Annotated in this window: 23 protein-coding genes; 15 read left to right on the forward strand and 8 right to left on the reverse strand. The window is 64.0% G+C overall.

Annotated features, from left to right (window positions below):
* Positions 1-117 precede the first annotated feature (117 nt).
* The 4 genes from FOY53_RS09875 to FOY53_RS09890 all read left to right on the forward strand — a co-directional run bounded on the left by FOY53_RS09875 (position 118) and on the right by FOY53_RS09890 (position 4,455).
* On the forward strand, positions 118-1,221 hold the full coding sequence (locus FOY53_RS09875) for an extracellular solute-binding protein (RefSeq protein ID WP_146588289.1): 1,104 nt from the start codon (positions 118-120) through the stop codon (positions 1,219-1,221).
* Positions 1,222-1,412: 191 nt separating this feature from the next.
* Positions 1,413-1,601, forward strand: a complete 189-nt coding sequence (locus tag FOY53_RS09880) for a DUF1330 domain-containing protein (protein ID WP_342784100.1) — start codon at positions 1,413-1,415, stop codon at positions 1,599-1,601.
* Positions 1,602-3,260 carry an ABC transporter permease gene (locus FOY53_RS09885; protein ID WP_146588291.1) on the forward strand — a complete coding sequence of 553 codons (1,659 nt, stop codon included), beginning with the start codon at positions 1,602-1,604 and terminating at the stop codon, positions 3,258-3,260.
* Positions 3,261-3,264: 4 nt separating this feature from the next.
* A complete protein-coding gene (locus tag FOY53_RS09890; RefSeq protein WP_146588293.1) occupies positions 3,265-4,455 on the forward strand; it encodes an ABC transporter permease in 1,191 nt (396 codons plus the stop codon).
* An 82-nt stretch (positions 4,456-4,537) separates the two neighbouring features.
* Here FOY53_RS09890 and FOY53_RS09895 read toward each other — a convergent pair whose 3' ends face one another.
* Positions 4,538-5,407, reverse strand: a complete 870-nt coding sequence (locus FOY53_RS09895; RefSeq protein ID WP_146588295.1) for a branched-chain amino acid aminotransferase — start codon at positions 5,405-5,407, stop codon at positions 4,538-4,540.
* Between the two features lie 179 nt (positions 5,408-5,586).
* Between FOY53_RS09895 and FOY53_RS09900 the strand changes: the two genes are divergently transcribed.
* From FOY53_RS09900 to dxs, 6 genes are all read left to right on the forward strand, one after another.
* On the forward strand, positions 5,587-6,099 hold the full coding sequence (locus FOY53_RS09900) for a MarR family winged helix-turn-helix transcriptional regulator (protein WP_146588297.1): 513 nt from the start codon (positions 5,587-5,589) through the stop codon (positions 6,097-6,099).
* Complete coding sequence (locus FOY53_RS09905; protein WP_146588299.1) at positions 6,096-6,797, forward strand: response regulator; 702 nt, start codon at positions 6,096-6,098, stop codon at positions 6,795-6,797. The genes FOY53_RS09900 and FOY53_RS09905 overlap by 4 nt, the downstream gene beginning before the upstream one ends.
* A gap of 99 nt (positions 6,798-6,896) precedes the next feature.
* Positions 6,897-7,820 (forward strand): histone deacetylase family protein, encoded by a 924-nt coding sequence (locus tag FOY53_RS09910; protein ID WP_146588301.1) that lies wholly within the window; start codon positions 6,897-6,899, stop codon positions 7,818-7,820.
* Positions 7,817-8,059, forward strand: coding sequence for an exodeoxyribonuclease VII small subunit (locus FOY53_RS09915; RefSeq protein WP_146588303.1), 243 nt, complete (start codon positions 7,817-7,819; stop codon positions 8,057-8,059). Before FOY53_RS09910 ends, FOY53_RS09915 begins: the two co-directional genes overlap by 4 nt.
* 18 nt (positions 8,060-8,077) lie before the next feature.
* Positions 8,078-8,929 (forward strand): polyprenyl synthetase family protein, encoded by an 852-nt coding sequence (locus FOY53_RS09920; RefSeq protein WP_439332539.1) that lies wholly within the window; start codon positions 8,078-8,080, stop codon positions 8,927-8,929.
* 31 nt (positions 8,930-8,960) lie between these two features.
* A complete protein-coding gene (gene dxs / locus FOY53_RS09925) occupies positions 8,961-10,886 on the forward strand; it encodes a 1-deoxy-D-xylulose-5-phosphate synthase (RefSeq protein ID WP_146588305.1) in 1,926 nt (641 codons plus the stop codon).
* 6 nt (positions 10,887-10,892) lie between these two features.
* On the opposite strand, the gene FOY53_RS09930 is transcribed toward dxs, so the two are convergent.
* Positions 10,893-11,750 (reverse strand): SDR family oxidoreductase, encoded by an 858-nt coding sequence (locus tag FOY53_RS09930; RefSeq protein ID WP_146588307.1) that lies wholly within the window; start codon positions 11,748-11,750, stop codon positions 10,893-10,895.
* 500 nt (positions 11,751-12,250) lie between these two features.
* On the opposite strand from FOY53_RS09930, the gene FOY53_RS09935 reads away from it, so the two are divergent.
* Positions 12,251-12,736 (forward strand): lytic transglycosylase domain-containing protein, encoded by a 486-nt coding sequence (locus FOY53_RS09935; RefSeq protein ID WP_146588309.1) that lies wholly within the window; start codon positions 12,251-12,253, stop codon positions 12,734-12,736.
* Between the two features lie 42 nt (positions 12,737-12,778).
* Here the strand turns inward: FOY53_RS09935 and FOY53_RS09940 are convergent, their stop codons facing one another.
* Positions 12,779-13,534, reverse strand: a complete 756-nt coding sequence (locus FOY53_RS09940) for a class II aldolase and adducin N-terminal domain-containing protein (protein ID WP_146588311.1) — start codon at positions 13,532-13,534, stop codon at positions 12,779-12,781.
* Positions 13,535-13,680: 146 nt separating this feature from the next.
* On the opposite strand from FOY53_RS09940, the gene FOY53_RS09945 reads away from it, so the two are divergent.
* On the forward strand, positions 13,681-15,165 hold the full coding sequence (locus FOY53_RS09945) for an AMP nucleosidase (RefSeq protein WP_146588313.1): 1,485 nt from the start codon (positions 13,681-13,683) through the stop codon (positions 15,163-15,165).
* A 131-nt stretch (positions 15,166-15,296) separates the two neighbouring features.
* Entirely contained in the window at positions 15,297-15,584 is a 288-nt protein-coding gene (locus FOY53_RS09950) for an HU family DNA-binding protein (RefSeq protein WP_146588315.1), read from the forward strand.
* A gap of 193 nt (positions 15,585-15,777) precedes the next feature.
* On the opposite strand, the gene xylA is transcribed toward FOY53_RS09950, so the two are convergent.
* From xylA to xylF, 5 genes are all read right to left on the reverse strand, one after another.
* Positions 15,778-17,079 carry a xylose isomerase gene (gene xylA, locus FOY53_RS09955; protein WP_146588317.1) on the reverse strand — a complete coding sequence of 434 codons (1,302 nt, stop codon included), beginning with the start codon at positions 17,077-17,079 and terminating at the stop codon, positions 15,778-15,780.
* An 11-nt stretch (positions 17,080-17,090) separates the two neighbouring features.
* Entirely contained in the window at positions 17,091-18,539 is a 1,449-nt protein-coding gene (gene xylB, locus FOY53_RS09960) for a xylulokinase (protein WP_146588319.1), read from the reverse strand.
* Complete coding sequence (locus tag FOY53_RS09965) at positions 18,536-19,285, reverse strand: ATP-binding cassette domain-containing protein (protein ID WP_146588321.1); 750 nt, start codon at positions 19,283-19,285, stop codon at positions 18,536-18,538. The genes xylB and FOY53_RS09965 overlap by 4 nt, the downstream gene beginning before the upstream one ends.
* Positions 19,286-20,584 carry a sugar ABC transporter permease gene (locus FOY53_RS09970; protein WP_146588323.1) on the reverse strand — a complete coding sequence of 433 codons (1,299 nt, stop codon included), beginning with the start codon at positions 20,582-20,584 and terminating at the stop codon, positions 19,286-19,288.
* A 112-nt stretch (positions 20,585-20,696) separates the two neighbouring features.
* Positions 20,697-21,731, reverse strand: a complete 1,035-nt coding sequence (xylF, locus tag FOY53_RS09975) for a D-xylose ABC transporter substrate-binding protein (RefSeq protein ID WP_146588325.1) — start codon at positions 21,729-21,731, stop codon at positions 20,697-20,699.
* A gap of 220 nt (positions 21,732-21,951) precedes the next feature.
* Here xylF and FOY53_RS09980 point away from each other — a divergent pair, with 220 nt between their 5' ends.
* On the forward strand, positions 21,952-23,220 hold the full coding sequence (locus FOY53_RS09980) for an ROK family protein (protein WP_146588327.1): 1,269 nt from the start codon (positions 21,952-21,954) through the stop codon (positions 23,218-23,220).
* A complete protein-coding gene (locus FOY53_RS09985; protein WP_146588329.1) occupies positions 23,217-24,683 on the forward strand; it encodes a CRTAC1 family protein in 1,467 nt (488 codons plus the stop codon). The genes FOY53_RS09980 and FOY53_RS09985 overlap by 4 nt, the downstream gene beginning before the upstream one ends.
* Position 24,684: the final 1 nt, after the last annotated feature.

The raw sequence follows: 24,684 nt of genomic DNA on the forward strand, positions 1-24,684 counted from the left end.
CGAATATCGCGCGGCTCTGCCCCTGTGGGTGCGGCGGCACGGTGAACAAGAGGGTCCGGCCGTGTGTGCCCGTCACCCGGACCCCTAACTGCAGACGGGCAGTGTAGGGAGACTGCAATGAAATTCAAAAAGACACTTATGGCGACTTCGGCTCTTACCGTGGCTGCCGGTGCTGCATTCGCGGCGTCGCACAGCGACATGGCCGACAGCATGACCATTGTCAGCTGGGGGGGCGCCTATCAGTCGAGCCAGCAGAAGGCCTATTCCGAACCGTACGTGGCGATGCACCCCGAAGTTTCCGTGACCTGGGACGAATCCTCGGCAGAGGCGGTGGCCAAGCTGCGCGCCATGAACGAAGCTGGCAACATCACCTGGGATCTGGTCGACGTCGTTGCGGCAGACGCCATCCGTCTGTGTGACGAAGGCCTGGCAATGGAATACGATCCCGAGGAACTGCTCGCTGCGGGCGATGACGGCTCTTCGGCCGAGGATGACTTTGGTGATCTGATCGTCTCGGATTGCTATATTCCGCAGATCGTCTATTCGACCACATTCGGCTATCGCACTGACATGGTGCCCGAAGGCGTCGACGCCCCCAGCCAGATCTGCGACGTGTTCGACCTGGAAAAGTATCCGGGCAAGCGTTCGCTGGAAAAGCGTCCGATCAACAACATGGAATGGGCGCTGCTCTGTGACGGCGTGGCCAAGGAAGACGTCTATGACGTTCTGGAAACCGCGGAAGGTCAGGACCAGGCACTGGCCAAGCTGGGCACCATCAAGGACGAAGTGATCTGGTGGTCCGCAGGTGCCGACACGCCGCAGCTGCTGGCCGATGGCGAGATCTTCATGGGTTCGACCTACAACGGCCGCCTCTATTCGGTCATCGTCGAGCAGAACCAGCCCGTCGGCATGATGTGGGACGCTCAGGTGTTCGACCTGGACGGCTGGATCATCCCGACCGGTCTGCCCGCAGACCGTCTGGCCCGGGTCCAGGATTTCGTGAAGTTCGCGACCGACACCCAGCGCCTTGCGGATCAGGCCAAGTACATCTCGTACGGTCCGGCCCGTGCCTCTTCGGCGCCGCTGGTGCCCGAGGACATGAAGCAGCACATGCCGACCGATCCGGCCAACGCAGGCAACACGTTCCTCTACAACTACAGCTTCTGGGCTGACTACCGCGACGACATCGACGCGAAGTTCCAGTCCTGGCTGGCCAAGTGAGGCACGCGGCGGCGGGGTGATCCCGCCCTGCCAAAGCTCTTTCCGGCGGCTCTTTCACGGGGCCGCCGGACCACAAAAAGAATAAGCTGGGGACGGATAATGCCAAAAGGCGATATCATCGGCCATATCACGGTGAACAATCCCGACGCATACGCAGAGTTTGTCCGGCGTGACACGCCGACACTCGACGGTTGTGGCGGCAAGGACGTGGTGGCCGGTCCGAAGTCCCCGAAGATGTGGCGCACGATCGTCACGTCGCCATCGAATTCCCGGATCTCGAAGGCGCGCAGCGCGCCTGCGCCGACCCCGCCTGTCTGGTGGTCGCCGAAATCCGTCGCAAAACCGCAAGCAGCACAATCAATCCTGTCGAGGGGGTGTAAATGACCGACGCAACAGCCGGAGCCGTACCCGCCAGCAAGGACGCGAAGCCGGGCCAGATGGTGGCCGCTGACGGGCGCCCGCTCAAGGAAAGCCTGAACCGCGCGCTGCGCCTGCAGAAGATGCGGGCGCTGATGCTCATCGCACCGCTGTTGCTGTTTGTCCTGCTGACGTTCATCGCGCCGATTGCCGATATGCTGTTCCGTTCGGTGCAGAACGGCATCGTCTCGGAAACCCTTCCACGTGCGACCGCCGGCCTGTCGGACTGGGATGCGACAACCGGCGATCTGCCGGATGAAAGTGTCTATGAGGGTCTGTATTACGATCTGTTCATTGCCGCCGAGCGCAAGCTGCACACGCGGCTGGGATCGCGGCTGAATTATGAGATGACCGGCATGTCGTCGCTGTTCCGGCAGTCCGGCCGGTCGCTGGACGACATCGGGGATGTCTATTTCGACCAGTTCAAGGATCTGGACAAGAACTGGGACGAGGCGGAACCCTGGGCCGCCCTGATGGGCGATGCCGACTGGCTGCAAGAGATGCAGGCCTGGAAGAAGGCCGACGGCGAGATGCCGGAATTCGAACTGGCCGACGGCATGGAAAAGCTGCTGCCGCGCACCGCCGAAACCTACGCCGCCTTTGCAGTATTCGCCCAGGTGGACGAGGGCAAGAGCCTGCTCAAGGAAGAACCCTGGGTTCTGGTGCACACCGCGTTGTATCAGGATCTGATGGCCAAGGATGTCTCGGGCTACAGCGGGCCGCAGGCCGAGATGCTGAAGGCTGCGGATGCCGCGGTCAGCGGGTTCGAGTCGGTGACATTCAAGGACGGCATGAATGCAATCGACGACGATTGGCTCAGCCATACGGTCTGGCAGACGATCAAGACCTACAGCCCGGAATTTACCAACGGCTATTTCCTGAACGCCGTCGACATGCAGAAGACTCCGGACGGCCCCGAGTTCCGTAGCGAAAACCAGCGCATCTACGGGCTGTTGTTCAAGCGGACGATGTTCATGTCTCTGATGATCACCGGCAGCTGCATCCTTCTGGGGTATCCGGTGGCCTGGCTGCTGGCAAACTTGCCGATGCGCACCGCGAACCTGCTGATGATTCTGGTGCTGCTGCCGTTCTGGACCTCGCTGCTGGTGCGGACATCGGCCTGGAAGGTGATGCTGCAACAGCAGGGGGTGATAAACGATGTCCTTGTCTGGTTGGGGTTGGTGAATGATGCCGACCGACTTGTGATGATCAACAACCAGTTCGGCACGATTGTGGCGATGACGCATATCCTGCTGCCGTTCATGATCCTGCCGCTCTACTCGGTGATGCAGACCATTCCGCCGAGCTATCTTCGGGCGGCCAAGTCCCTGGGCGCGACCAACTGGACGGCGTTCTGGCGGGTTTATTTCCCGCAGTCGGTGCCGGGCATAGGGGCGGGCAGCATCCTCGTGTTCATCCTGTCCATCGGCTATTACATCACGCCCGAGATTGTCGGCGGCACCACCGGGACGTTCATTTCGAACCGGATCGCCTATCACATCTCCAGCTCGCTCAACTGGGGTCTCGCGGCGGCACTGGGGACGATCCTGCTGGCCGTGGTTCTGGGGCTGTATTGGGCCTATGACAAGATTGTCGGCATCGACAACGTGAAGCTGGGGTAACGACATGGCCAAACTCATACTCACAGACATCAAGAAACAGCCGCTGTCCTTTACCCTGCCTGTCGTGGCTGCCGCGGGTGCCTTTGCCGGCCTGTTCATCGGAACGGCGCAGGGGTCGGGCCTGCTTGGCATCGTGATCGGCGCTCTGCTGATGGCCGGTCTGGCCTATGCCGCACTTGAACTGCTGGATCGCTCGCAGGAAAAAATGGTCCGCTATGGCATCGCGGCCCTGTTTCTTGTCGCGGGCTTCCTGTTGGGCGGGCTGCCGGGACTGGTTGTCGGTGGCCTGTTCGGCTGGTTCTTCGGCTGGTTTGTCTATTGGGTCGGCGAGGGGCGCTACCGTGCCAAACTGCCCCCTTACCTGACCGCCGGACAGGTGCTGTGGCACTATGCCTTCCGGGTGATCTGCGGCGCGATCTTTGTGTTTCTGATCACGCCGATCATCGTGGTGATGCCGCTGTCCTTCAACGCCGAGAACTTCTTTACCTTCACGCCGGAAATGCTGCGATTTGATCCTGCGGGCTACAGTCTCAAGCATTACCGCGACTTCTTCACCTCGAACGAGTGGCAGTCGGCATTGCGCAATTCGCTGCTGATCGCACCGGCGGCGACGATCCTGTCGGTGACGTTCGGCACGCTGGCGGCCATCGGTCTCAGCCAGCCGCATGTGCCGTTCCGCCGGGCGATCATGGCCATCCTGATCTCGCCGATGATCGTGCCGCTGATCATCTCGGCTGCGGGCATGTACTTTTTCTACTCGCGCGTCGGATTGCAGGGCACCTACCTGGGCGTGGTGCTGGCGCATGCCGCCCTGGGCATTCCCTTTGTGATCATCACCGTGACGGCCACGCTGGTTGGCTTTGACCGCTCGCTGACCCGTGCGGCGGCCAACATGGGTGCGAACCCGGTCACCACCTTCTTCCGGGTGCAGATGCCGCTGATCCTGCCGGGGGTGATTTCCGGCGGGTTGTTCGCCTTTATCACCTCGTTCGATGAGGTGGTCGTGGTGCTGTTCGTCGGCTCGGCCAATCAACAGACGCTGCCCTGGCAGATGTTCACCGGCCTGCGCGAACAGATCAGCCCGACCATCCTGGCCGTGGCAACGATCCTGGTGGCCGTGTCGATCTGCCTGCTGACAGTGGTCGAAATCCTGCGCCGCCGGTCCGAGCGCCTGCGCGGCCTCAGCCCGGGCTGACCCGCCTCGAAAGGCGGAATGAAAACGGCCCCGGGGAAAACCCGGGGCCGTATGGCGTTCTGGCGCTGAGGAAGGCGTCCTGTCAGCTGCGCACGAGCTTTTCGTAGGCTTCGGAAATCTCGCGGGTGATCGCGCCGACCTCAAAGGTGAAATCGCCGATCTGTCCGACGGGGGTGACCTCGGCAGCGGTGCCGGTCAGCCAGCACTGCTCAAAGCCTTCCATCTCTTCGGGCATGATGTGACGTTCGTGCACCGTGATGTTGCGCTCTTTCAGCAACCCGATCACCGTCTGCCGGGTCAGGCCGTTGAGGAAGCAGTCGGGCAGCGGCGTGTGCACCTCGCCATCCTTGACGAAAAAGATGTTGGCACCGGTCGCCTCGGCCACATAGCCGCGGTAATCCATGAACAGCGCATCCGAGCAGCCCTTGGCCTCGGCGGCGTGTTTGGAGGTGGTGCAGATCATGTAGAGGCCGGCGGCCTTGGCATGCACGGGGATGGTTTCGGGCGACGGGCGTTTCCATTTCGAAATGTCGAGCTTGGCGCCCTTCATCTTGGCATCGCCATAGTAGTTGCCCCAGGCCCATGTCGCGATGGCCAGCCGGACCGGGTTGCGCGCCGATGAGACGCCCATGTCTTCTCCGGCGCCGCGCCATGCCACGGCCCGCACATAGGCGTCGGTAAAGCCATTGGCCTCCAGAACGGCGGTCTTGGCGGCTTCGATCTCGTCCACGGAATAGGGGATCTTGAAGTCGAGGCAGCTGGCGGAAAAGTGCAGCCGTTCGGAATGTGCGCGGGATTTGAAGATCTTGCCGTTGTAGGCGCGCTCGCCTTCAAACACGGAACTCGCGTAGTGCAGACCGTGGGTCAGCACATGCACCTTGGCCGAGCGCCAGTCCACCAGTTCGCCGTCCATCCAGATCTTGCCGTCGCGGTCATCATAAGCCCCGGTCATAGCGCTCTCTCCTTGCTCGCAATTTTGCATTTGTTGCGCTACATACGTCCGAGTCGGACATAAAATTGCGCCAAAACTGCGATTCGCTACCAGTTCGGGGTTGGAATGTCAACAAGGCTGACTTAAAGTGCGCACAGGATACAGAGTGCTGAATATTTGAACTGCGGACCGGGGTGACCATGGCAGAGGTGCAAAGCGCACAGATACACGGGGGCGAAACGCTTCTGTTTCTCACCGACGAACAGCTGCGGCAGGGCATCGAAGCGATGTTTTTTGCCTATCGCGGGTTCACGGCCGACCCGGATCTGATCCTGCAGGAAATGTCTTATGGGCGCGCGCATCACCGGGCGATCCATTTCATCCACTGCGCACCGGGCACGACGGTCAACAATTTGCTGGCCATTCTGGGTGTGACCAAGCAATCCTTGAACCGCGTGCTGCGGACGCTGATCGAAGACGGGTTGGTCGAAAGCCGCGTCGGGCGAATGGACAAACGGGAACGCCACCTGTTCCTGACCGAGACGGGGCAGGGGCTTGAGCAGCGGCTGTCGGATGCGCAACGGTCACGCATGCGCGCGGCCTACCGCCAGGCAGGTCCCGATGCGGTGGCCGGGTTTCGCAGGGTTCTGGAGGCGATGATGGATTCCGAGATGCGGCGCCAGTACAAGAGTCTTCGGGAGGGGCGGGGATGAGTGAGACCGACGCCCACCTTCTGATCGTCGACGACGATGAACGCATCCGCGGATTGCTGCAGAAATTCCTGATCCGCCAGGGGTTTCTGGTGACCGCCGCCCGTGATGCCGGTCATGCCAGACGGATTCTCCTGGGCCTGGATTTCGACCTGATCGTCCTGGATGTGATGATGCCGGGAGAGGACGGCGTCAGTCTGACCGCCGCCATCCGCAAGACCAGCAACACTCCGATCCTGCTGTTGACGGCCAAGTCTGGAACCGAGGACCGGATCGCCGGGCTCGAGGCCGGCGCCGACGATTACCTTGCCAAGCCGTTCGAGCCGAAAGAGCTGCTGTTGCGGATCAACGCGATCCTGCGGCGGATGCCGGAGGTGACAACCAGAGAGGTCGCGCCCAAGCTGCTGACGCTGGGACCGGTGCGCTATGACATCGAACGTGGCGAGATGTGGCGCGGCGAAGACCTGGTGCGGCTGACCGCGACCGAAAGCCAGTTGATGCGGATATTCGCCGCCCGGCCCGGAGAGGCGGTGAGCCGTTCGAGCCTGGTCGAGGATCTCGGCCGTGATCGCAGCCAAAGCCAGGAGCGGGCGGTGGATGTCCAGATCACCCGGCTGCGCCGCAAGATCGAAAGCGACCCCAAGCAGCCGCGCTACCTGCAGACGGTGCGCGGCTCCGGCTATATGCTCGCCCCGGACTGACCCGGTCGGAGGGGTTGCTCCCCTCAGGCTTTCGGGTTTTGCTTTGGCTTCACGCCGATCGGCAGACCGCGACTTTGACCGTGCCAAGGACAGGACTTCATGACTGCATTGATCACCCACGCCGACTGTCTGAGCCATGTGACGCCGGACGGCCATCCGGAACGGGTGGCGCGTCTCGAGCATCTGCTGCACGCGCTGGAGCCACTGCCGCTGACCCGGGTGACCGCGCCGCTGGCCAGCGATGACGACCTGCTGCGCATCCATCCGCAAGCGTATATTGATCGCCTGCGCGTCAGCCTGCCGAATCGCGGGTTTCACCAGATCGACGGCGACACCTGGCTGTCGCCCGGTTCCCTGAACGCCGCCCTGCGCGGCGCCGGTGCGGTGATTCAGGCGGTGGATATGGTTCTGGCCGGGGACGCGCCGAACGCCTTTTGCGCCATCCGCCCGCCGGGGCATCACGCGGAGCGCAGCACCGCCATGGGGTTCTGCCTGTTCGGCAATGCCGCGCTGGCGGCCAAGCATGCGCTGGACCACCACGGCCTGGAGCGCGTCGCAGTGGTGGATTTCGATGTGCACCACGGCAACGGCACCCAGGATCTGCTGTGGGACGAACCCCGCGCGCTGACCATCACCAGCCAGCAGATGCCGCTCTGGCCCGGGTCGGGCCGGGCCGACGAGAGGGGGGCGCACGACAACGTGATGAACCTGCCGCTGCCGCCCGAAAGCACTGGTGCGGACATGCGGCAGGTCTATGAGGCGCAGGTGTTCCCGCGCCTGCGTGATTTCAGGCCTGACCTACTTATCCTGTCGGCCGGTTTTGATGCCCATCAGGACGACCCGCTGGCGCAGCTCAACTGGACCACCGCCGATTTTCGCTGGCTCACAAAGACCCTGTGCCAGCTGGCGCGCGAGTTGTGTGGCGGTCGCGTGGTCTCGACACTCGAAGGCGGCTATGATCTTGAGGCGCTGAGCGCGGCCGCGAAGGCCCATGTCGAGGAATTGTTGGAGGCGGCGAAATGAGCCAGACACCGGTGGAAGAAATGAGCTTTGAGCAGGCCATGGCCGAACTCGAACAGGTGGTCGGTCAGCTTGAGCGCGGCGATGTGGCGCTGGAAGATTCGATCAAGCTCTACGAGCGCGGCGCGGCGCTGAAAAAGCGCTGCGAGGCCAAGCTGAAGGAAGCCGAGGAAAAGGTCGCCGCAATCACCCTGGATGGTGATGGCAACCCCAAAGGTGTGACCCCCGTGACCGGCCTCTGACAGGTGTTCCACCACGACCTGCTGACGGCTGGCACCACGCTTCAGGCCGGATTCGACCAACTTTTCGCTGATTGGCCCGATCTGCCGGTGGTGCATGGCATGCGCTATGCGACCCGTGGCGGCAAGCGGTTGCGCGGCTTTCTGGTGCTGGAAACGGCCCGGTTGCACGGGGTCGACCCGGGCCGGGCCCTCTGGCCCGCGCTGGCGATCGAAGCGATCCACGCCTACAGCCTAGTACATGACGACATGCCCTGCATGGACAACGATGCGTTGCGGCGGGGCCAGCCGACGGTGCATGTGCAGTGGGACGAAGGCACGGCATTGCTGGTGGGGGACGCGCTGCAGGCGCTGGGCTTTGAATGGGTCGCGCGAACCGAGGTCGGGCCCGCAGAGGTGCGCGCGGACCTGGCGCTGTCACTGGCGCAGGCCAGCGGCGCGCGGGGCATGGTGTTGGGCCAGGCGCTGGACATCGCCGCGGAATCCGCGCAGTCACCGCTGAGCCTGCCCGAAATAACCGCCCTCCAGCAGGGCAAGACGGGGGCGCTCTTTTCCTGGGCGGCCGAGGCAGGGGCGCGACTGGCGCAGGCCGACACCGCTCCGCTGCGGGCCTATGCCCAGGCTTTCGGTCTGGCGTTCCAGATCACCGACGACGTGCTCGACGTGACCGGCGATGCGACCCGCGTCGGCAAGGCCGTGGGCAAGGATGCCGCCGCGGGCAAGGCGACCTTTGTCTCGCTGCTGGGACTGGCGGGCGCCCGGAACCGGGCACAGGAACTGGTGGAAATGGCCTGTGATGCGCTATCTGTGTACCCGGACGGGGCGGAAAACTTGAAGCAGGCGGCGCGCTTCGCTATCTCCCGCCAAAGCTAGGCTCACAGGTCCGCCGCCAGAAGGAGACGCCATGTCGTCGCAACCCAACACACCGCTGCTGGACAAGGTCCACTCTCCGTCGGACCTGTCGCACCTCTCGGATGGCGATCTGCGGCGGCTGGCGGACGAATTGCGGGCTGAAACCATCGCGGCAGTGTCGGAAACCGGTGGCCATCTGGGCGCGGGTCTGGGCGTTGTCGAACTGACCGTGGCGCTGCATGCGGTGTTCGACGCCCCGCGCGACAAGATCATCTGGGACGTCAGCCACCAGTGTTATCCGCACAAGATCCTTACAGGGCGCCGCGACCGGATCCGGACGCTGCGGATGAAAAATGGCCTCAGCGGCTTCACCAAACGGTCGGAATCGCAGTATGACCCGTTCGGAGCGGCACATTCCTCGACCTCGATTTCCGCCGCCCTGGGGTTCGCCGTCGCGCGCGATCTGGGAGGGGCCTGCGACACCGGCCATGGCGATGCCATCGCGGTGATCGGCGACGGCGCCATGTCGGCGGGCATGGCGTATGAGGCAATGAACAACGCAGGCCATCTGAAAAAACGCCTGATCGTGATCCTGAACGACAACGAGATGTCAATTGCGCCGCCGGTGGGGGCGATGTCGTCGTACCTCTCGCGGCTCTATGCCGAAGCGCCGTTCCATGACCTCAAGGCCGCCGCCAAGGGCGCGGTCAGCTTTCTGCCCGAACCCCTCCGCGAAGGCGCCAAGCGCGCCAAGGAGATGCTCAAGGGCATGGCCGTCGGCGGCACCCTGTTCGAACAGCTCGGCTTTTCCTATCTCGGCCCGATCGACGGCCACGACCTGGACCAGTTGCTGCCGGTGCTGCGCACGGTCAGGGCGCGCGCCACCGGGCCGATCCTGCTTCATGTGCTGACAAAAAAGGGCAAGGGTTATGCCCCGGCCGAAGCGGCGCTGGACAAGGGCCATGCCACCGCCACCTTCAATGTCCTGACGGGCGAGCAGAAGAAGGCCGCATCGAACGCGCCGTCCTATACATCGGTCTTCGGCAAGACGCTGGTGGATCTCGCGGCAGACGACCCGCGTATCTGTGCGGTGACGGCGGCAATGCCCGACGGCACCGGCCTCAACCTCTTTGCCGAACGCTTTCCCAGCCGCTGCTTTGATGTCGGCATCGCGGAACAGCATGGCGTGACCTTTGCGGCGGGCCTCGCGGCGGGCGGCATGCGGCCGTTCTGCGCGCTCTACTCGACGTTTCTGCAACGTGGTTACGATCAGGTGGTCCATGATGTGGCGATCCAGCGCCTGCCGGTGCGCTTTGCCATCGACCGGGCCGGGCTGGTCGGAGCCGACGGCGCCACCCATGCGGGCAGCTATGACATCGCCTTTCTGGCGAACCTGCCGGGGTTTGTCGTGATGGCCGCCGCCGACGAAGCCGAGCTCAAGCATATGATCGCCACCGCCGCGGCGCATGATTCAGGCCCCATCGCGTTCCGCTATCCACGCGGCGAGGGCGAAGGTGTCGAACTGCCGGAGCGCGGCACGCTGCTGGAGATCGGCAAGGGGCGCATCGTGCAAGAGGGCGCACGCGTCGCGCTGCTGTCCTTTGGCACGCGTCTGGGCGAGGTGCGCCGCGCTGCCGAGGCGCTGGCCGCGCGCGGCATCACCCCGACGATTGCCGATGCCCGCTTTGCCAAGCCGCTTGATCGCGACCTGATCCTGACGCTGGCCCGGACACACGAGGCGCTGATCACCATCGAGGAAGGCGCCATCGGTGGGTTCGGCAGCCATGTGGCACAACTGCTGGCCGAAGACGGCATCTTTGACACCGGTCTGAAGTACCGCTCGATGGTGCTGCCGGATATCTTCATTGATCAGGCCAGCCCGGCGGACATGTATGCCGTGGCCGAACTGGGTGCCAGAGACATCGAGGCCAAGGTGCTTGCCACGCTCGGGGTCGCCCAGTTGGGCAAACGCGCCTGATCCCGATCAGGCGGTTTCCGCCTCGAGCAAGGACTGCAAGCCGCTGCGGTAATCGGGGTACAGCAGTTCGACGCCAAGCTCGTTCTTGATCCGGTCGTTCGAGACACGCTTGCTCTCGGCATAGAAACTGCGCGCCATGTCCGAGAGCTCGGCCTTGCGGAAATCGACCTTGGGCGGTTCCGGCAGGTTGAGAAGTTCTGCGGCATGGGAAATCACGTCCTGTGGCGGCGCCGGGTCATTGTCGCAGACGTTGTAGACCGCACCCGGATTGGGCCGCTCGATCGAGGCCGCCAGCACCCGGGCGATATCGTCGACATGGATCCGGCTGAACACCTGGCCGCGCTTGATGATCTGGCGTGCCTTGCCGGCGCGCACCTTGGCGAACGGGCCGCGCCCGGGTCCGTAAATCCCGGCCAGCCGGAAGACATGCAGCGGCAGGCCCGGGATTGCCCCCCAGGCCGCCTCGGCCTCGACGCGCAGCAGACCGCGCTCGGTGCCCGGGGTCAGTGGCGTCGTTTCGTCCACCCAGGCGCCGTGATGATCGCCGTAGACCCCGGTTGTCGACAGATAACCCGCCCAGTAAAGCTCGGGCGCACGGGCGGTAATGGCATCGCCGATCAGCCGCAGGCTCGGGTCGCCGGCAGAGTCGGGCCCGGCGGAAATCAGCAGATGGGTCGCCTGCGCCAGTGCGTCGCGAACCGCCCCTGCCTCCCACAGCACCGGTTCAATTCCGGTTTCGGCCAGGGCGCCCGCGGAGTCGGCGCTGCGGGTGGTCCCGAAGATGCGCCAGCCCTGCGGCAACAGCAGGCGGGACAGGGCACGGGCAGAATAGCCGTGACCAAGCGAGAGTAAGGTATGTGTCATGCGGCGAAAAATGCTCTGAAGACGGGGATTCTGCAAGCCTCGAACCCGACCTGTCGTGCGACCGATGACCGAATCGCCGTCGCCGCTGCCCGGATCCGGACCTTTGCGGCCGACGCCTCGCCAACTCCGCGATCGGCCGCTGCCCAATTCGTGGGCAGTCGATGCGTGCCCCCGGCGCCGCCCGGTCCTGTCGACCACACGTCGCGCCGCCGCCGCAGATCCCGGGGATCCGCCGTTGCCATCGCCGCGGTTGCCACGGTTCGCGGGCGGCAAAAAGTCTTTTGCCGACAAGACATTTGCCAGCGGGCCGGCGGTTTCGGGGCGCCATCGTATCGCCGCCACTCCGGGCATTTCCGGGGCCAAAATAGCCCGGAGATCCGGGGGCAGGGCCGCCGAAGGTTGCTCCGGGGGTGGGCAAAGAATGGCTCATCAGAAAAGCTGACGGTGGCAGGACGGCCGTGACTGTGTAGACCCGAACCGTGGTCAACACCGGAGCAGAGATGCAGTCATATACCCGCCGTGCCCTTCTTGGCACCCTCGTGATGTCGCTGGCCGCCTGCGCCAGCCGGAATGTTCCCGAGATTTCGACCCGTTCGGCCCCGCTCGAACCGGCGCTTTACCCCAACGAGACGCGGGAACTGCGCAAGCTGATCAACACCTACGCCGATCTCTACGGTGTGCCGCGTCCGCTGGTGCACCGGGTGGTGATCCGCGAGAGCACCCACCGCCCCGGCGCCCGCAATGGCCCGTACTACGGCCTGATGCAGATCCTGCCCGCCACCGCGCGCGGCATGGGCCACCGCGGCAAGGCGTCGGAGCTTCTGGACGCAGAGACCAACCTGAAGTTCGCGGTGAAGTATCTGCGCGGTGCCTGGCTGCTGGCGAACGGCAGCTATGATACCGCGGTCAAGTGGTACTCCCAGGGGTATTACTACGAGGCCAAGCGCCGCGGCATGCTGGTCGAAACCGGCCTGCGCAGCGGCTGATCCTGTGCAGTCCGATGCCCCGCCCCGGGCTATCGGGCGGGGTCACTGGGCATAGTCCGATCCTTCGCCGTCCAGGATTGCCTTGAGTTCCGCAAGGTGGCGGACGTCCTGCTCGGGATAGCTCTCCAGTTCGCGCGCTGTCTTTTCCGCGATTTCGTCACTCAGCACCTTGAGCGGCCGACCGGTCTGCAACGCCCGGATATAGGTTTCAGCCGCGCGTTCGAAATAGTACAGCCGGTTGAAGGTTTCGGCCACGGTGTCGCCGATCACCATGACGCCGTGGTTGCCCATCACCATCACCTTTTGCCTGGGATCGGTGAACAGCTGCGCACAGCGGATGCCCTCGTCTTCGAACGCCAGACCGCCATAGGCGCCGTCATAGGCGATGCGGTTGTAAAACGTCGCACAGTTCTGATCAATCGGCGGCAGCGTCGGGTCGGCAAGGCAGGCGAGCACCGTGGCATGGATCGAATGCACGTGCATGGCACAGCGGGCATGGGCACAATGGCGGTGCAGCCCGCCGTGCAGACCCCAGGCGGTGGGGTCGGGCGCGTCGGGGCCGGACAGGGTGTCGGGGTCGTTGGCGTCAACCAGCAACAGGTCCGACGCCTTGATCCGGGAAAAATGTTTCTGGTTCGGGTTCATCAGGAACCTGGTGCCGTCATCATTGACTGACAGCGAAAAGTGGTTGGCCACCCCTTCGTGCATGTTGAGCCGTGCGGTCCAGCGGAAGGCGGCGGCGAGGTCCACGCGCTCGGCCCAGTGGTCCATGTTGGGTTTGAGATGTGTGACAGACATGGTGGGGTCTCCTGTAATCCAGCCGTGGCAAGTCTGCTGTGCCGCGGAGGGAAAGGCCAGAGAGGGTGCACCGGGGGCCGACTGCCGCGCTTGCGCCACTGACGCGATGATGTCACCTTGCCGCGAAATTATGCAACGAGGCGCGGATGCAGGATCAGTCAGTCACACTCGACATCGTTACGCCGGAGATGTCTCCACCCGAGATGTTCGACGATGCGACAGCCGCTGTCGACCGCCTGTGCGCGCTCTACGAGTCCGCCGTCGGTTTTCTGTGTGACCGCTTTGACAAGGCGATGGCCGAGGGCCACCCCGGCGTGCGTTACCGCGCCTATTATCCCGAATTGCGGATCACCACCGCGTCGTTTGCCAAAGTCGACAGTCGGCTGAGTTTTGGCCATGTCTCCGCGCCCGGCACCCACGCCACCAGCGTCACGCGCCCGGACCTGTTTCGCAAGTACCTGTGCCAGCAGATCGGCCTGTTGCTCGCCAATCACGGGGTGCCGGTTCAGGTCGGGCTGTCGGATACCCCGATGCCGGTGCATTTTGCGGTGGCCACCCGGGCCGGCGTGACCGTGCCGCAGGAAGGTGCGGCGCAGTTCACCCTGCGGGATGTGTTCGACGTGCCGGACCTTGCCACGACCAACGACGACATCGTCAACGGCCTGGCCAAACCCGCCGCCGACGGCGCCGAGGCGCTGGCGCCGTTCACCGCGCAGCGCGTCGACTATTCGCTGGCGCGGCTGGCCCATTACACCGCGACCGACCCCGAGCATTTCCAGAACCACGTGCTGTTCACAAACTACCAGTTCTACGTGAGCGAGTTCGAGGCCTATGGGCGCGCCATGCTGGCCGACCCGGACAGCGGCTACATCAGCTTTGTCTCTACCGACAACGCCGAGATCACCGGCCCGGATCAGGCCATCGCGTCCAGCGGGAAGATGCCGCAGATGCCGACCTATCACCTCAAGCGGGCGGATGGATCGGGCATTACCCTGGTCAACATCGGGGTCGGGCCCAGCAACGCCAAGACCGCGACCGACCACATCGCCGTGCTGCGCCCACATGCCTGGCTGATGGTCGGTCACTGCGCCGGACTGCGCAATTCGCAAAGTCTGGGCGATTTTGTTCTGGCGCATGCCTATCTGCGCGAAGACCGGGTGCTGGACGATGATCTGCCGGTCTGGGTGCCGATCCCGGCGCTGGCGGAAATCCAGATCGCGCTGGAACGCGCGGTGGCCGAGGAAACCCAATTGGAAGGCTACGATCTCAAGCGGATCATGCGCACCGGCACCGTCGCGAGTGTGGACAACCGCAATTGGGAGTTGCGCGACAAACGGGGCCCGGTGCAGCGTCTGTCGCAGTCACGGGCCGTGGCGCTGGACATGGAATCCGCCACCATCGCCGCCAACGGGTTCCGGTTCCGGGTGCCCTACGGCACGCTGCTCTGTGTCAGTGACAAGCCGCTGCACGGCGAGTTGAAGCTGCCCGGCATGGCGTCCGATTTCTACCGGACGCAGGTGGCCCGGCATCTGATGATCGGCATCCGCGCGATGGAGCAGTTGCGCGACATGCCGCTGGAGCGGATCCACAGCCGGAAATTGCGTAGCTTTGATGAGACAGCTTTCCTGTGACCCTGGGGAAAGCACCGCTATATGCGCGTTTTTCCCTTGCAAATATACACTAACCGTTGTGTTTGATTGCTACATACGGTTTAGTTCACCGAATGAGGCCCTAGGAGATGGGCAGAGAAGGAGACCATGAAATGGCGAAACCAATGACCAAGACGCAACTTGTGGCAGCTCTGGCCGAAGAAATGGGCAGCGACAAGAAAGCGGCAGGCGCGGCGCTGGACGCGGTTTGCAACCTGATCACCAAGGAAGTGGCCGACGGCGGTGCCGTGACTCTTCCCGGTGTGGGCAAGATCTACTGCCGCGAACGTCCCGAGCGGATGGTACGCAACCCCGCCACTGGCGAGCAGTTCAAGAAAGAGGCCGACAAGGTGGTGAAGATGACCATCGCGAAAGCCTTGAAAGACAGTGTGAACGGCTAACGTCGCGGATTACCGAGTTTTCAGAAGGGTCGCCAGATGGCGGCCCTTTTTTGTGGCGCTGTCGACGGCATGTTCCTGTCAGCAACCGGACCCGAATTCCCTCCGGGCCCGATTGGCGCGGGTTCCGGTCGCGCGCTGTGCGCCGGACCCGCGTTCTGCGTGGACCGTCGGCACAACCCGCGGCCACCGGACATCACAGATACCGGTTCACCAGATTCTCCAGCCGTTCCTGACGGCCTGAGCGGGGCTGCGGGTTGATGTCCTCTGCCAGCACACGGTCGGTGATGCTGTCCAGGGTGCCGGCCAGCATGTCGCGGGCCCGGGGCGTGTCCCAACCCGCATAGCGGGCGTCGCGCGCCGCTTCCAGCTTGCCGTCCTGCAACATTGCGGCGGCGGCCCTGAGCCCGGCGGCACAGGCGTCCATGCCGCCCACATGTGCCAGAATGAGATCCTCGGGGTCCAGAGACTGGCGCCGCAGTTTGGCATCGAAATTGGTGCCACCGGTGGTGAACCCGCCTGCGCGCAGGACTTCGTAATAGGCCAGCGTCATCTCGGGGATGTTGTTGGGAAACTGGTCGGTGTCCCAGCCGGACTGGTAATCGTTGCGGTTCATGTCGATGGAACCGAAGATGCCCAGAGACCGGGCCATGGCCAGTTCGTGTTCGAAGGAATGGCCCGCAAGGATGGCGTGCCCCTGTTCGATGTTCATCTTCACTTCCTGCTCGAGACCGAACTCTTTCAGGAACCCGTAAACCGTGGCGACATCATAGTCGTACTGATGCTTGGTCGGCTCCTGTGGTTTGGGTTCGATCAGGATCGGACCGTCAAAGCCGATCTTGTGCTTGTACTCGACCACCATGTGCAGGAACCGGCCCGCCTGGGCCCGTTCGCGGGAAAGGTCGGTGTTGAGCAGCGTTTCATAGCCTTCACGCCCGCCCCACAGGACATAGTTCGCGCCGCCTAGCTGCTTGGTCGCATCCAGACAGGTTTTGACCGTCGCTGCGGAAAACGCAAAGACATCCGGGTCGGGGTTGGTGGCCGCGCCCGACATGAAGCGGCGGTTCGAGAACAGATTGGCCGTGCCCCAGAGCAGCTTGACGCCGGTGTCTGCCTGCTTTTCCTCGAAATAATCGACGATCTCGCGCAGATTGCGGGTGTTTTCGGCGAAATTGGCGCCTTCGGGGCGGACATCCGCATCGTGGAAGCAGTAGAACGGCACGTCGAGAATCTGGAACATCTCAAAGGCGACATCCGCTTTCAGCCGGGCCAGCGCCATGGTGTCTCCGAACCAGGGCCGATCGAAGGTCTGTCCGCCGAAAGGATCGCCCCCGGGCCAGGCAAAACTGTGCCAGTAGGCCGCAGAAAAACGCAGATGGTCCTTCAGGCTCTTGCCCAGGATCATTTCGTCCGGGTTGTAGTGGCGAAAGGCAAAGTCGTTGTCGCTGTCGGGGCCTTCGAAAGTGATCTTCGGAATGTCCCGGAAAAATTCGCTCATGTCGGTTTCCTTCAGGTCAGGCCCTTCAGGGCCGAATAGCTGGCGCGGTACCGGGCATGTGCCTCGGCAAAATCCGGAGTCAGGGCAATGTCCGGGTCGATGCTGCGGGCAATCGGCGGAGCGGTGGCGATCTCGGCTCCGGCGCCGGTCGCCGCCATCATGCCCAGCCGCGCCGCCCCGAAGGCGCCGCCGAAATCACCCGAGACCGGCAGGTCGATCGGCATGCCCAGAGAGGTTGCAATCGCCTTGACCCAGTAGTCGGACCGGGTGCCGCCGCCGACGCCGATCAGTCGGGTGATCGCGGTGCCGGTCCCGCTGAGCGCGTCAAAGCTGTCGCGAAAGGCGTGGGTGACGCCCTCCAGCACCGCGCGGGTCAGGGCGGCGGTGTCGTTGCCGTGATCCAGATGCAGGAACGCGCCGCGGATCCGTGCGTCGTTGTGCGGCGTCCTCTCGCCGCCCAGATACGGCAGGAACAGGGTGCGTCCCGGGGGCTGCAACGGGCCAAGGTCCGCCGTCAGGGCGTCAGGTTTCTGTCCGATGGACCCGGCGAACCAGTTCAATGCGTCTGCGGCGGCAAGGATGACACCCATCTGGTGCCAGGTGCCGGGCAGGGCGTGGCAAAAGGTGTGCACTGCACTGGCGGCATCGGGCTGATAGGCGGCAGACGCGGCAAACAGCACCCCCGACGTGCCGAGCGAGACAAAGGCTTCGCCCGGTTTCACCACCCCGACACCCACCGCGCTGGCGGCATTGTCACCGCCGCCACCGGCAATCACGACCCCCCTGGGCAGACCCCACCGGTCGGCCAGCGTATCGCGCAACGTGCCGGAAACCGCGGATCCTTCGACCAGCCGCGGCATGTGTTCACGCCCGAGTCCCGTGGCCCCGAGCAGCGCGTCGGACCAGTCGCGGTTGCCGGTATCGAGCCAGCTGGTGCCCGCGGCGTCCGACATGTCCGCGACGTGTTCGCCACTCAGCCAAAGCCGCAGATAGTCCTTTGGCAACAACACCTTGGTGACCCGGGCGAACACCGCGGGTTCGTTCCTGCGGACCCAGACCAGCTTGGGCGCGGTGAAGCCGGGAAACACGATGTTCCCGGTCAGCGCCCGGAACCGCGGGTCCGAGTCCAGTGTTGCAGCCTCATCCGCCGCGCGGGTGTCGTTCCACAGGATGCATGGCCGCAGAACCGCATCGTCGGCCCCCAGCAGGGTCGCGCCGTGCATATGGCCCGACAGTCCGATACCCCGCACGGCGTTCAGTGCCACCCGGGAGGCCAATTCCCGCAGTACCGCATCTGCTGCGGTCAGCCAGCTTGCCGGGTCCTGCTCTGACCAGCCGTCGTGCGGGCGCTGCACACTCAGCGGCGCCGTCGCCTCGGCGAGGATGGCCTGATCGCCATCCATCACCACAGCCTTGAGCGACGACGTGCCCAGATCCAGCCCGATAAACTGTCCGCTCATGCCGCCGCTTTCGGGTTCTTGCCAAGGATGATCATCGACAGGATGTCATCTTCGGTGACATCTTCGACCCGCTCGGTTCCGACAACCTGGCCGTTCTTCATCACCGATACCCGGTCACACAACGCCATCATCTCGCGGGTGTCGTGGCTGATCAGGAAGATGCCAAGCCCCTGTTTCTTGAGCTCGGTGATCAGATCCGCGACCATCTTGGTTTCATGCACCCCGAGCGCGGCGGTGGGTTCGTCCATGATCAGGATCCGGGCCTTGAAATACACCGCGCGGGCGATGGCGACCGACTGGCGCTGACCGCCGGACAGGGCGGACACCGGTTCCTTCAGTTTCTTGAAGTTCGGGTTCAGGCGGGCCATGATCCGGCGCGTCTCGGCCTCTTGCCGCGAGTCATCGACAAAGCCCAGCCGGGTGGTCAGTTCGCGCCCGAGAAACAGGTTCGACGCGGCGTCCAGATTGTCGGCCAGCGCCAGCGTCTGGTAAATTGTCTCGATGCTGTTGTTGCGGGCATCGCGGGGCGAATGGATGTCCACCTTGGCGCCATTGATCCAGATTTCGCCGGAATCCATCCTGTAGGCCCCGGACAGGATCTTGATCAGCGTCGATTTGCCGGCGCCATTGTGCCCCAGCAACCCCACGACTTCGCCGGGATAGAGGTCAAGGCTGACATCGTCGACCGCGTGTACGCCGCCAAACGCGATGGAGATGTTCTTCATCTGAACTAGGGGTGTGGTCATTTACCTGGCTCCTGTCCGCTTGCGATACTCGATGTCGACCCAGACGGCGAACACCAGCACGGCGCCGACCACGATGTTCTGGTAGGGGGCATCGACCCCGACCATCGCCATGCCCGATTGCAGGGACTGCATGATCAGCGCGCCAAAGACCGCGCCGTAGATGGTGCCGATTCCGCCGGACAGGGCGGTGCCGCCGATCACCGCCGCCGCGATGACCCGCAGTTCGTCCAGGGTGCCGATGTCGTTGGTGTGGTAGCCAAGCCGGGCCGAGGCGACAACGCCGCCCAGGGCAGAGAGCACGCCGACAATGGCAAAGATCTTGACCGTCAGCAGCCGGGTGTTGATGCCCGACAGGCTGGCGGCGTCGGGGTTGCCGCCGGTGGCAAAGATATAACGCCCGAGCCGTGTACGTGTGGCGATCACCGTCATCACCACGGCGACAAAGATCAGCAGCAGCACGGAAAACGGAATGCCATAGGCGACGGTGCAGCCTTCGGCCTGTGCGCAGCCATAGGCGGCAAAGTCCCGCGCCACCACCCGGTCCGGCAATTCGTAGGCATTGAGGATGGCAACGAACCCGAGGATCGCGCCAACAGTGATGGCAATCACCGCGATTTCGGCCCAGACCGGTTTGACCGGGAATTCGTGGCTGATCTTGTTGCGCCGTGCCGCCCACAGGCCGACAGCCGCAGCCAGCGCCGCAACGATCCCCACGACCCAGCTCCAGAACCAGCCCAGGGTTCCCGTGATGCCGCCGAACAGGATATAGGTCTCGTCCAGCGGGCCGATGGTTTGTCCGCTTGTCAGATACCAGCCGACGTTGCGCCAGATCAGCAGCCCGCCCAGCGTCACGATGAATGCCGGAATGGCGCGGTAGCCCACCAGCCAACCCTGCATCCCGCCGATCAGGGCCCCCACCAGCAGGCCAAGGCCGATGGTGATCCAGGGGATCAGGGGCGAGCCGATCTCGAGCCCGAGGTGGCCCGGCAGCCAGCGGGTCTGCAACATCCCCATCACGGCGGTGCAGGTGGCGAGCAGGGCACCGACCGACAGGTCGATGTGGCGGGTGACGATCACAAACACCATGCCGGTCGCCATGATGGCGACACTGACCGTCTGGATCGTCAGGTTGAAGATGTTGCGCGGGGTCAGGAACCGGCCATCGGTCCAGAAATTGAACACGAGGCAGACCACGACGAAGGCTCCGATCATTCCCAGCAACCGGGTGTCGAGCTCGAGCTGTCTGATCAGGCTGCGCCGGGGGGCAAGGTGCGACGGGGATTCTGTCTTGTCAGACATTCTGGCTCCGGGATTCAAACACAGGACGGGATGGCAGCGCAAAGCCCTGGGTGGCGGAGCCTGCGGCAAGGCGGAACCCGGCCCGCAGAACTGCAGGCCGGGAAATGTCAGCTCAGTTGCAGGGAGCGGGACCGTCGGTTACACCTTGGCACAGCGCCTCCTGGGTGATCCAGCCGGCGTCCACGACCACGGACAGGTTGTCCTTGGTGATCGGCACCGGTGTAAGGAACTTCGCGTCCATCTCGGTTCCTGCGGGCGAAGTCCACTTGGCTGCACCCTCGACCGCGGCCATGCCGTCCTCGGCGCTTGCCATGTCCACGGCGATCTCTGCCGCCGCCTTGCCGAGATCGCGGGCATCCTTCCAGACCGAAACGGTCTGAGTGCCCAAAGCCACCCGGTTCAGCGCGGCATGGTCCCCGTCCTGTCCGGATACGGGAATGCCCTCCATCCCCTGTGCTGTCAGCGCCGCAACCACACCGCCTGCGGTTCCGTCGTTCGAGGCGACAACCGCATCGACCATGTTGTCATTTGCGGTCAGGATCTGCTCCATGTTGCGCTGGGCGTTCGCGGGCAGCCAGCCATCGGTATAGGCTTCGTCCACGATCTTGATCGCGCCGGAATCGATCGCCTCCTGCAGCACTTCCTGTTGTCCGCCGCGCAGGAAATCGGCATTCGGATCAGTGGGCGAGCCCTTGATCATCACGTAATTGCCTTCGGGCTGTGCCGCGAGCACCGCACGGGCCTGCATCCGCCCGACTTCGACGTTGTCAAAGGTCAGGTAAAAGGCGCGCGGATCCTCGATCAGGCGGTCATAGGCGACAACCGGAATACCCTCATTGGCGGCGGCATCGACCGCCGGGCCGATGGCCGCTGTGTCCTGCGCAAGGATGATCAGCGCGTCAACGCCCTGCGCGATCAGGGATTCGACATCGGAAAGCTGCTTGGCCGACGACGACTGGGCATCTGCCGACACATAGGTCGCTCCGGCCGCCTCCAGTGCGCTCTTGATCGCCGCTTCGTCGGTCTTCCAGCGCTCTTCCTGAAAGTTCGACCAACTGACGCCTATGGTCATGGCGTGGCTTTCGGCCAGTGCAGCCGAACTGAAGCCAGCGACGGCAATCGCCGCTGCGATAATGGATTTATGCATGTGGTCCTCCCAGACTGTCCCCAAAGTTTCGGGGGGGGTGTGAGCCTTTTGGCCCGACACCCGCAAAATGCCATATTTATTTCATCTGTCAAAATAAAAATGACGAAAACATGCTTCCGGGCCATTTTTTTACTTCTCATGACAGCATTAATCCGACAATCTCAGCGGAGAAGGTCACTTTCACCTTTGCGGATGCAGAAATTTGTTTGGACGAAAAATAATGTATGACAGCGAAGGCCGCCGCAACGATGCCGATGTGCCCGTCACCGGCTGTGGGCCGATTCTGTCCGTGTCGGCCACACCTCTGCGCCCCCTTCGCCAGCAAATCTTTGAAACCGTCCGTGCCGCCGGACGAACCGCGCGGGCGGATGTCACCCGGTCGCTTGGGATCAGCCCGGGATCTGCAACCACGCTGAGCGCCGAGCTGATCGCCGCCGGGTTTCTGCGCGAGGTCGAGGGGCTGCCGCGCGAGGCCGGGCGCGGACGCCCTCCGGTCGCGCTCGAGGTGGTGCCCGATGCGCGGCTTGTCGTTGGAATCAAGCTGTCCGACAGGGCGCATACGGCCGTGTTGACGGATTTTGCCGGCAATGTGCTGGCCAATGCTTCGCAGCCGACCCAGCCGCATCGCAAGACGCTGGAGCAGACGGTCACCGAGGTGGCCGAACTCGTCGCCACACTGCTGAGCGGCGCGCAGTGCGACCTGTCCCGGATCAGCGCCGTGGGTGCGGGACTGTCAGGTCTGGTCAATCACGAGAGCGGAATGGTTCTCTGGTCGCCGCTGCTGAGTCAGCGCGACCTGGCCCTCGGTCCGGCACTCTCGCGTCGCTTTGGTCTGCCGGTGTTTCTGGACAACGATGCCAACAACCTGACCCTTGCCGAATTATGGTTCGGCGCCGGGCGGGCGCGCTCGGATTTCGCGGTGGTCACAATCGAGGAAGGCGTCGGCATGGGGCTGGTTCTGGGCAACCGCCTGTTCCGTGGCAGCCGTGGCATTGGACTGGAACTGGGTCATACCAAGGTGCAGTTGGATGGGGCGCTGTGCCGCTGTGGCAAACGCGGCTGTCTCGAGGCCTACGTCGCCGATTATGCCCTCGCCCGCGAGGCGGCGACAGCGCTGGATCGGAACCACAACAATCCGCAAAGCCCGAAGGTGATGCTGGAAACCCTGTTCGAGCAGGCCAAGGCGGGCAACGAGTCGGCGCGCACGATTTTTCGCCGCGCCGGACGCTATCTGTCGTTGGGATTGGCCAATGTCGTGCAACTGTTCGATCCGGAACTGATCATCCTTTCAGGCGAGCGGATGCAGTATGACTATCTTTATGCTGATGAGGTCATCGCCGAGATGCGCGCCCTGACACTGGAGGATGGCCGTGTTCCCTGCCCGGTCGAGATCCACGCGTGGGGTGATCTGGTCTGGGCCCGCGGCGCCTCTGCCCTGGCGCTGGGCGCGGTCACGGATCAGGCCCTGGGCGATGGCTGGGTAGCATGATCCGGGGCGCGGTCCTGTGTCTGATCGCTGCCGGGGCCGATGCGCAACCGCAGTTTCAGAACCACTCCGAGGACTTGCCGCGCCATGTCTACTCCGGCGGATGGGAGCATTTTGTCGGCGGCGGCGTGGCGGTGTTCGACTGTGACGGCGATGCACGCCCGGACATCTTTGCCGCCGGAGGGGACTCGCCTGCGGTCCTTCTGCGCAATCTGGGTGGGTTCCGGTTTGCGCCCGTGCCGCTGGAGTCGCTGACCGGGGTGACCGGCGCCTATCCTCTGGACCTGGATGCCGACGGATGGATGGATCTCTATGTGCTGCGCGTCGGGCCGGACAGGATTCTGCGCGGCGGGCCGGATTGTCGGTTTGCCGATGGCGGCGCGGATTGGGGTCTGCCGCACAGCGACCAGTGGAGCACCGCCTTTTCCGCCTGGTGGGTCGATGACGGACGCACGCACATGGCCGTCGGACATTATGTCGACCGCACAAACCCGGATGGCCCGTTCGGCGCCTGCGACAGCAACGCGTTGTTGATCCCCGACGCCACCGGCTACCGCGCTGAAATACTGGCACCTGGGTTTTGCAGCCTGTCCATGCTCGCCGCCCGGGACGCACGCGGCCGGGCGACGCTGCGCATTTCCAACGACCGGCATTATTATGTCACCGGCGGGTACGAGCAGATGTGGGACATCGGTCTTGGCCGGTTTCTGGAGCCTCGCGATGGCTGGGAAAAGGTTTCGCTCTGGGGCATGGGCATTGCCAGCCGGGATCTGACCGGGGACGGCCGCCCCGAGGTCATGCTGACCTCCATGGGCGATCAGTTGCTGCAGGTGGCACAGGCCGACGGCAGCTATTCCGGGGCGCCCTATGCGCTCGGGACTTACGCGACGCGGCCGCATACCGGTGACGACGGTCGCCCCTCGACCGGCTGGCACGCGCAGTTCGGCGATGTGGACAACGACGGCAGGGCGGATCTGTTTATCGCCAAGGGCAACGTGGATCAGATGCCCGGGATGGCGATGCAGGACCCCAACAACCTGCTGATGCAGCAGCCCGACGGGCGCTTTGTGGAAATGGCAGGCACGGCCGGGGTGGGCAGCGTGGCCCGGTCGCGCGGCGCGGCACTGGTGGATTTCGACGGAGACGGGCGGCTGGATCTGCTGGTGTCGAACCGGCGCGCGCCTCTGGAGCTTTACCGCAACGTCACGGCGGACACCGGCAACTGGCTGCAGGTGGCGCTGGTCCAGCCCGGTGGAAACCGCAATGCCGTCGGCGCGCTGGTCACCGTGAACGGCCAGGTGCAGGAGATCACCGTGGGCGGGGGCCATGCCGGCGGTCAGGCCGTGCCACTGCATTTCGGCCTGGGGGCGGCGACACATGCCGAGGTGTCAGTGATCTGGCCGGACGGGACGGGCAGCGCCGAACAGGTGCAGGCGGGGCAGGTCATCACCCTGTTTCACCCCTGAG

The sequence above is a fragment of the Puniceibacterium confluentis genome, assembly GCF_007923445.1.
GTDB classification, from domain to species: domain Bacteria; phylum Pseudomonadota; class Alphaproteobacteria; order Rhodobacterales; family Rhodobacteraceae; genus Puniceibacterium; species Puniceibacterium confluentis.

Coding starts and splice junctions, on each gene's coding strand:
- FOY53_RS09875 (WP_146588289.1), top strand. CDS start 118: ATGAAATTCAAAAAGACACTTATGGCGACTTCGGCTCTTACCGTGGCT.
- FOY53_RS09885 (WP_146588291.1), top strand. CDS start 1,602: ATGACCGACGCAACAGCCGGAGCCGTACCCGCCAGCAAGGACGCGAAG.
- FOY53_RS09890 (WP_146588293.1), top strand. CDS start 3,265: ATGGCCAAACTCATACTCACAGACATCAAGAAACAGCCGCTGTCCTTT.
- FOY53_RS09895 (WP_146588295.1), bottom strand. CDS start 5,407: ATGACCGGGGCTTATGATGACCGCGACGGCAAGATCTGGATGGACGGC.
- FOY53_RS09900 (WP_146588297.1), top strand. CDS start 5,587: ATGGCAGAGGTGCAAAGCGCACAGATACACGGGGGCGAAACGCTTCTG.
- FOY53_RS09905 (WP_146588299.1), top strand. CDS start 6,096: ATGAGTGAGACCGACGCCCACCTTCTGATCGTCGACGACGATGAACGC.
- FOY53_RS09910 (WP_146588301.1), top strand. CDS start 6,897: ATGACTGCATTGATCACCCACGCCGACTGTCTGAGCCATGTGACGCCG.
- FOY53_RS09915 (WP_146588303.1), top strand. CDS start 7,817: ATGAGCCAGACACCGGTGGAAGAAATGAGCTTTGAGCAGGCCATGGCC.
- dxs (WP_146588305.1), top strand. CDS start 8,961: ATGTCGTCGCAACCCAACACACCGCTGCTGGACAAGGTCCACTCTCCG.
- FOY53_RS09930 (WP_146588307.1), bottom strand. CDS start 11,750: ATGACACATACCTTACTCTCGCTTGGTCACGGCTATTCTGCCCGTGCC.
- FOY53_RS09935 (WP_146588309.1), top strand. CDS start 12,251: ATGCAGTCATATACCCGCCGTGCCCTTCTTGGCACCCTCGTGATGTCG.
- FOY53_RS09940 (WP_146588311.1), bottom strand. CDS start 13,534: ATGTCTGTCACACATCTCAAACCCAACATGGACCACTGGGCCGAGCGC.
- FOY53_RS09945 (WP_146588313.1), top strand. CDS start 13,681: ATGCAGGATCAGTCAGTCACACTCGACATCGTTACGCCGGAGATGTCT.
- FOY53_RS09950 (WP_146588315.1), top strand. CDS start 15,297: ATGGCGAAACCAATGACCAAGACGCAACTTGTGGCAGCTCTGGCCGAA.
- xylA (WP_146588317.1), bottom strand. CDS start 17,079: ATGAGCGAATTTTTCCGGGACATTCCGAAGATCACTTTCGAAGGCCCC.
- xylB (WP_146588319.1), bottom strand. CDS start 18,539: ATGAGCGGACAGTTTATCGGGCTGGATCTGGGCACGTCGTCGCTCAAG.
- FOY53_RS09965 (WP_146588321.1), bottom strand. CDS start 19,285: ATGACCACACCCCTAGTTCAGATGAAGAACATCTCCATCGCGTTTGGC.
- FOY53_RS09970 (WP_146588323.1), bottom strand. CDS start 20,584: ATGTCTGACAAGACAGAATCCCCGTCGCACCTTGCCCCCCGGCGCAGC.
- xylF (WP_146588325.1), bottom strand. CDS start 21,731: ATGCATAAATCCATTATCGCAGCGGCGATTGCCGTCGCTGGCTTCAGT.
- FOY53_RS09980 (WP_146588327.1), top strand. CDS start 21,952: ATGTATGACAGCGAAGGCCGCCGCAACGATGCCGATGTGCCCGTCACC.
- FOY53_RS09985 (WP_146588329.1), top strand. CDS start 23,217: ATGATCCGGGGCGCGGTCCTGTGTCTGATCGCTGCCGGGGCCGATGCG.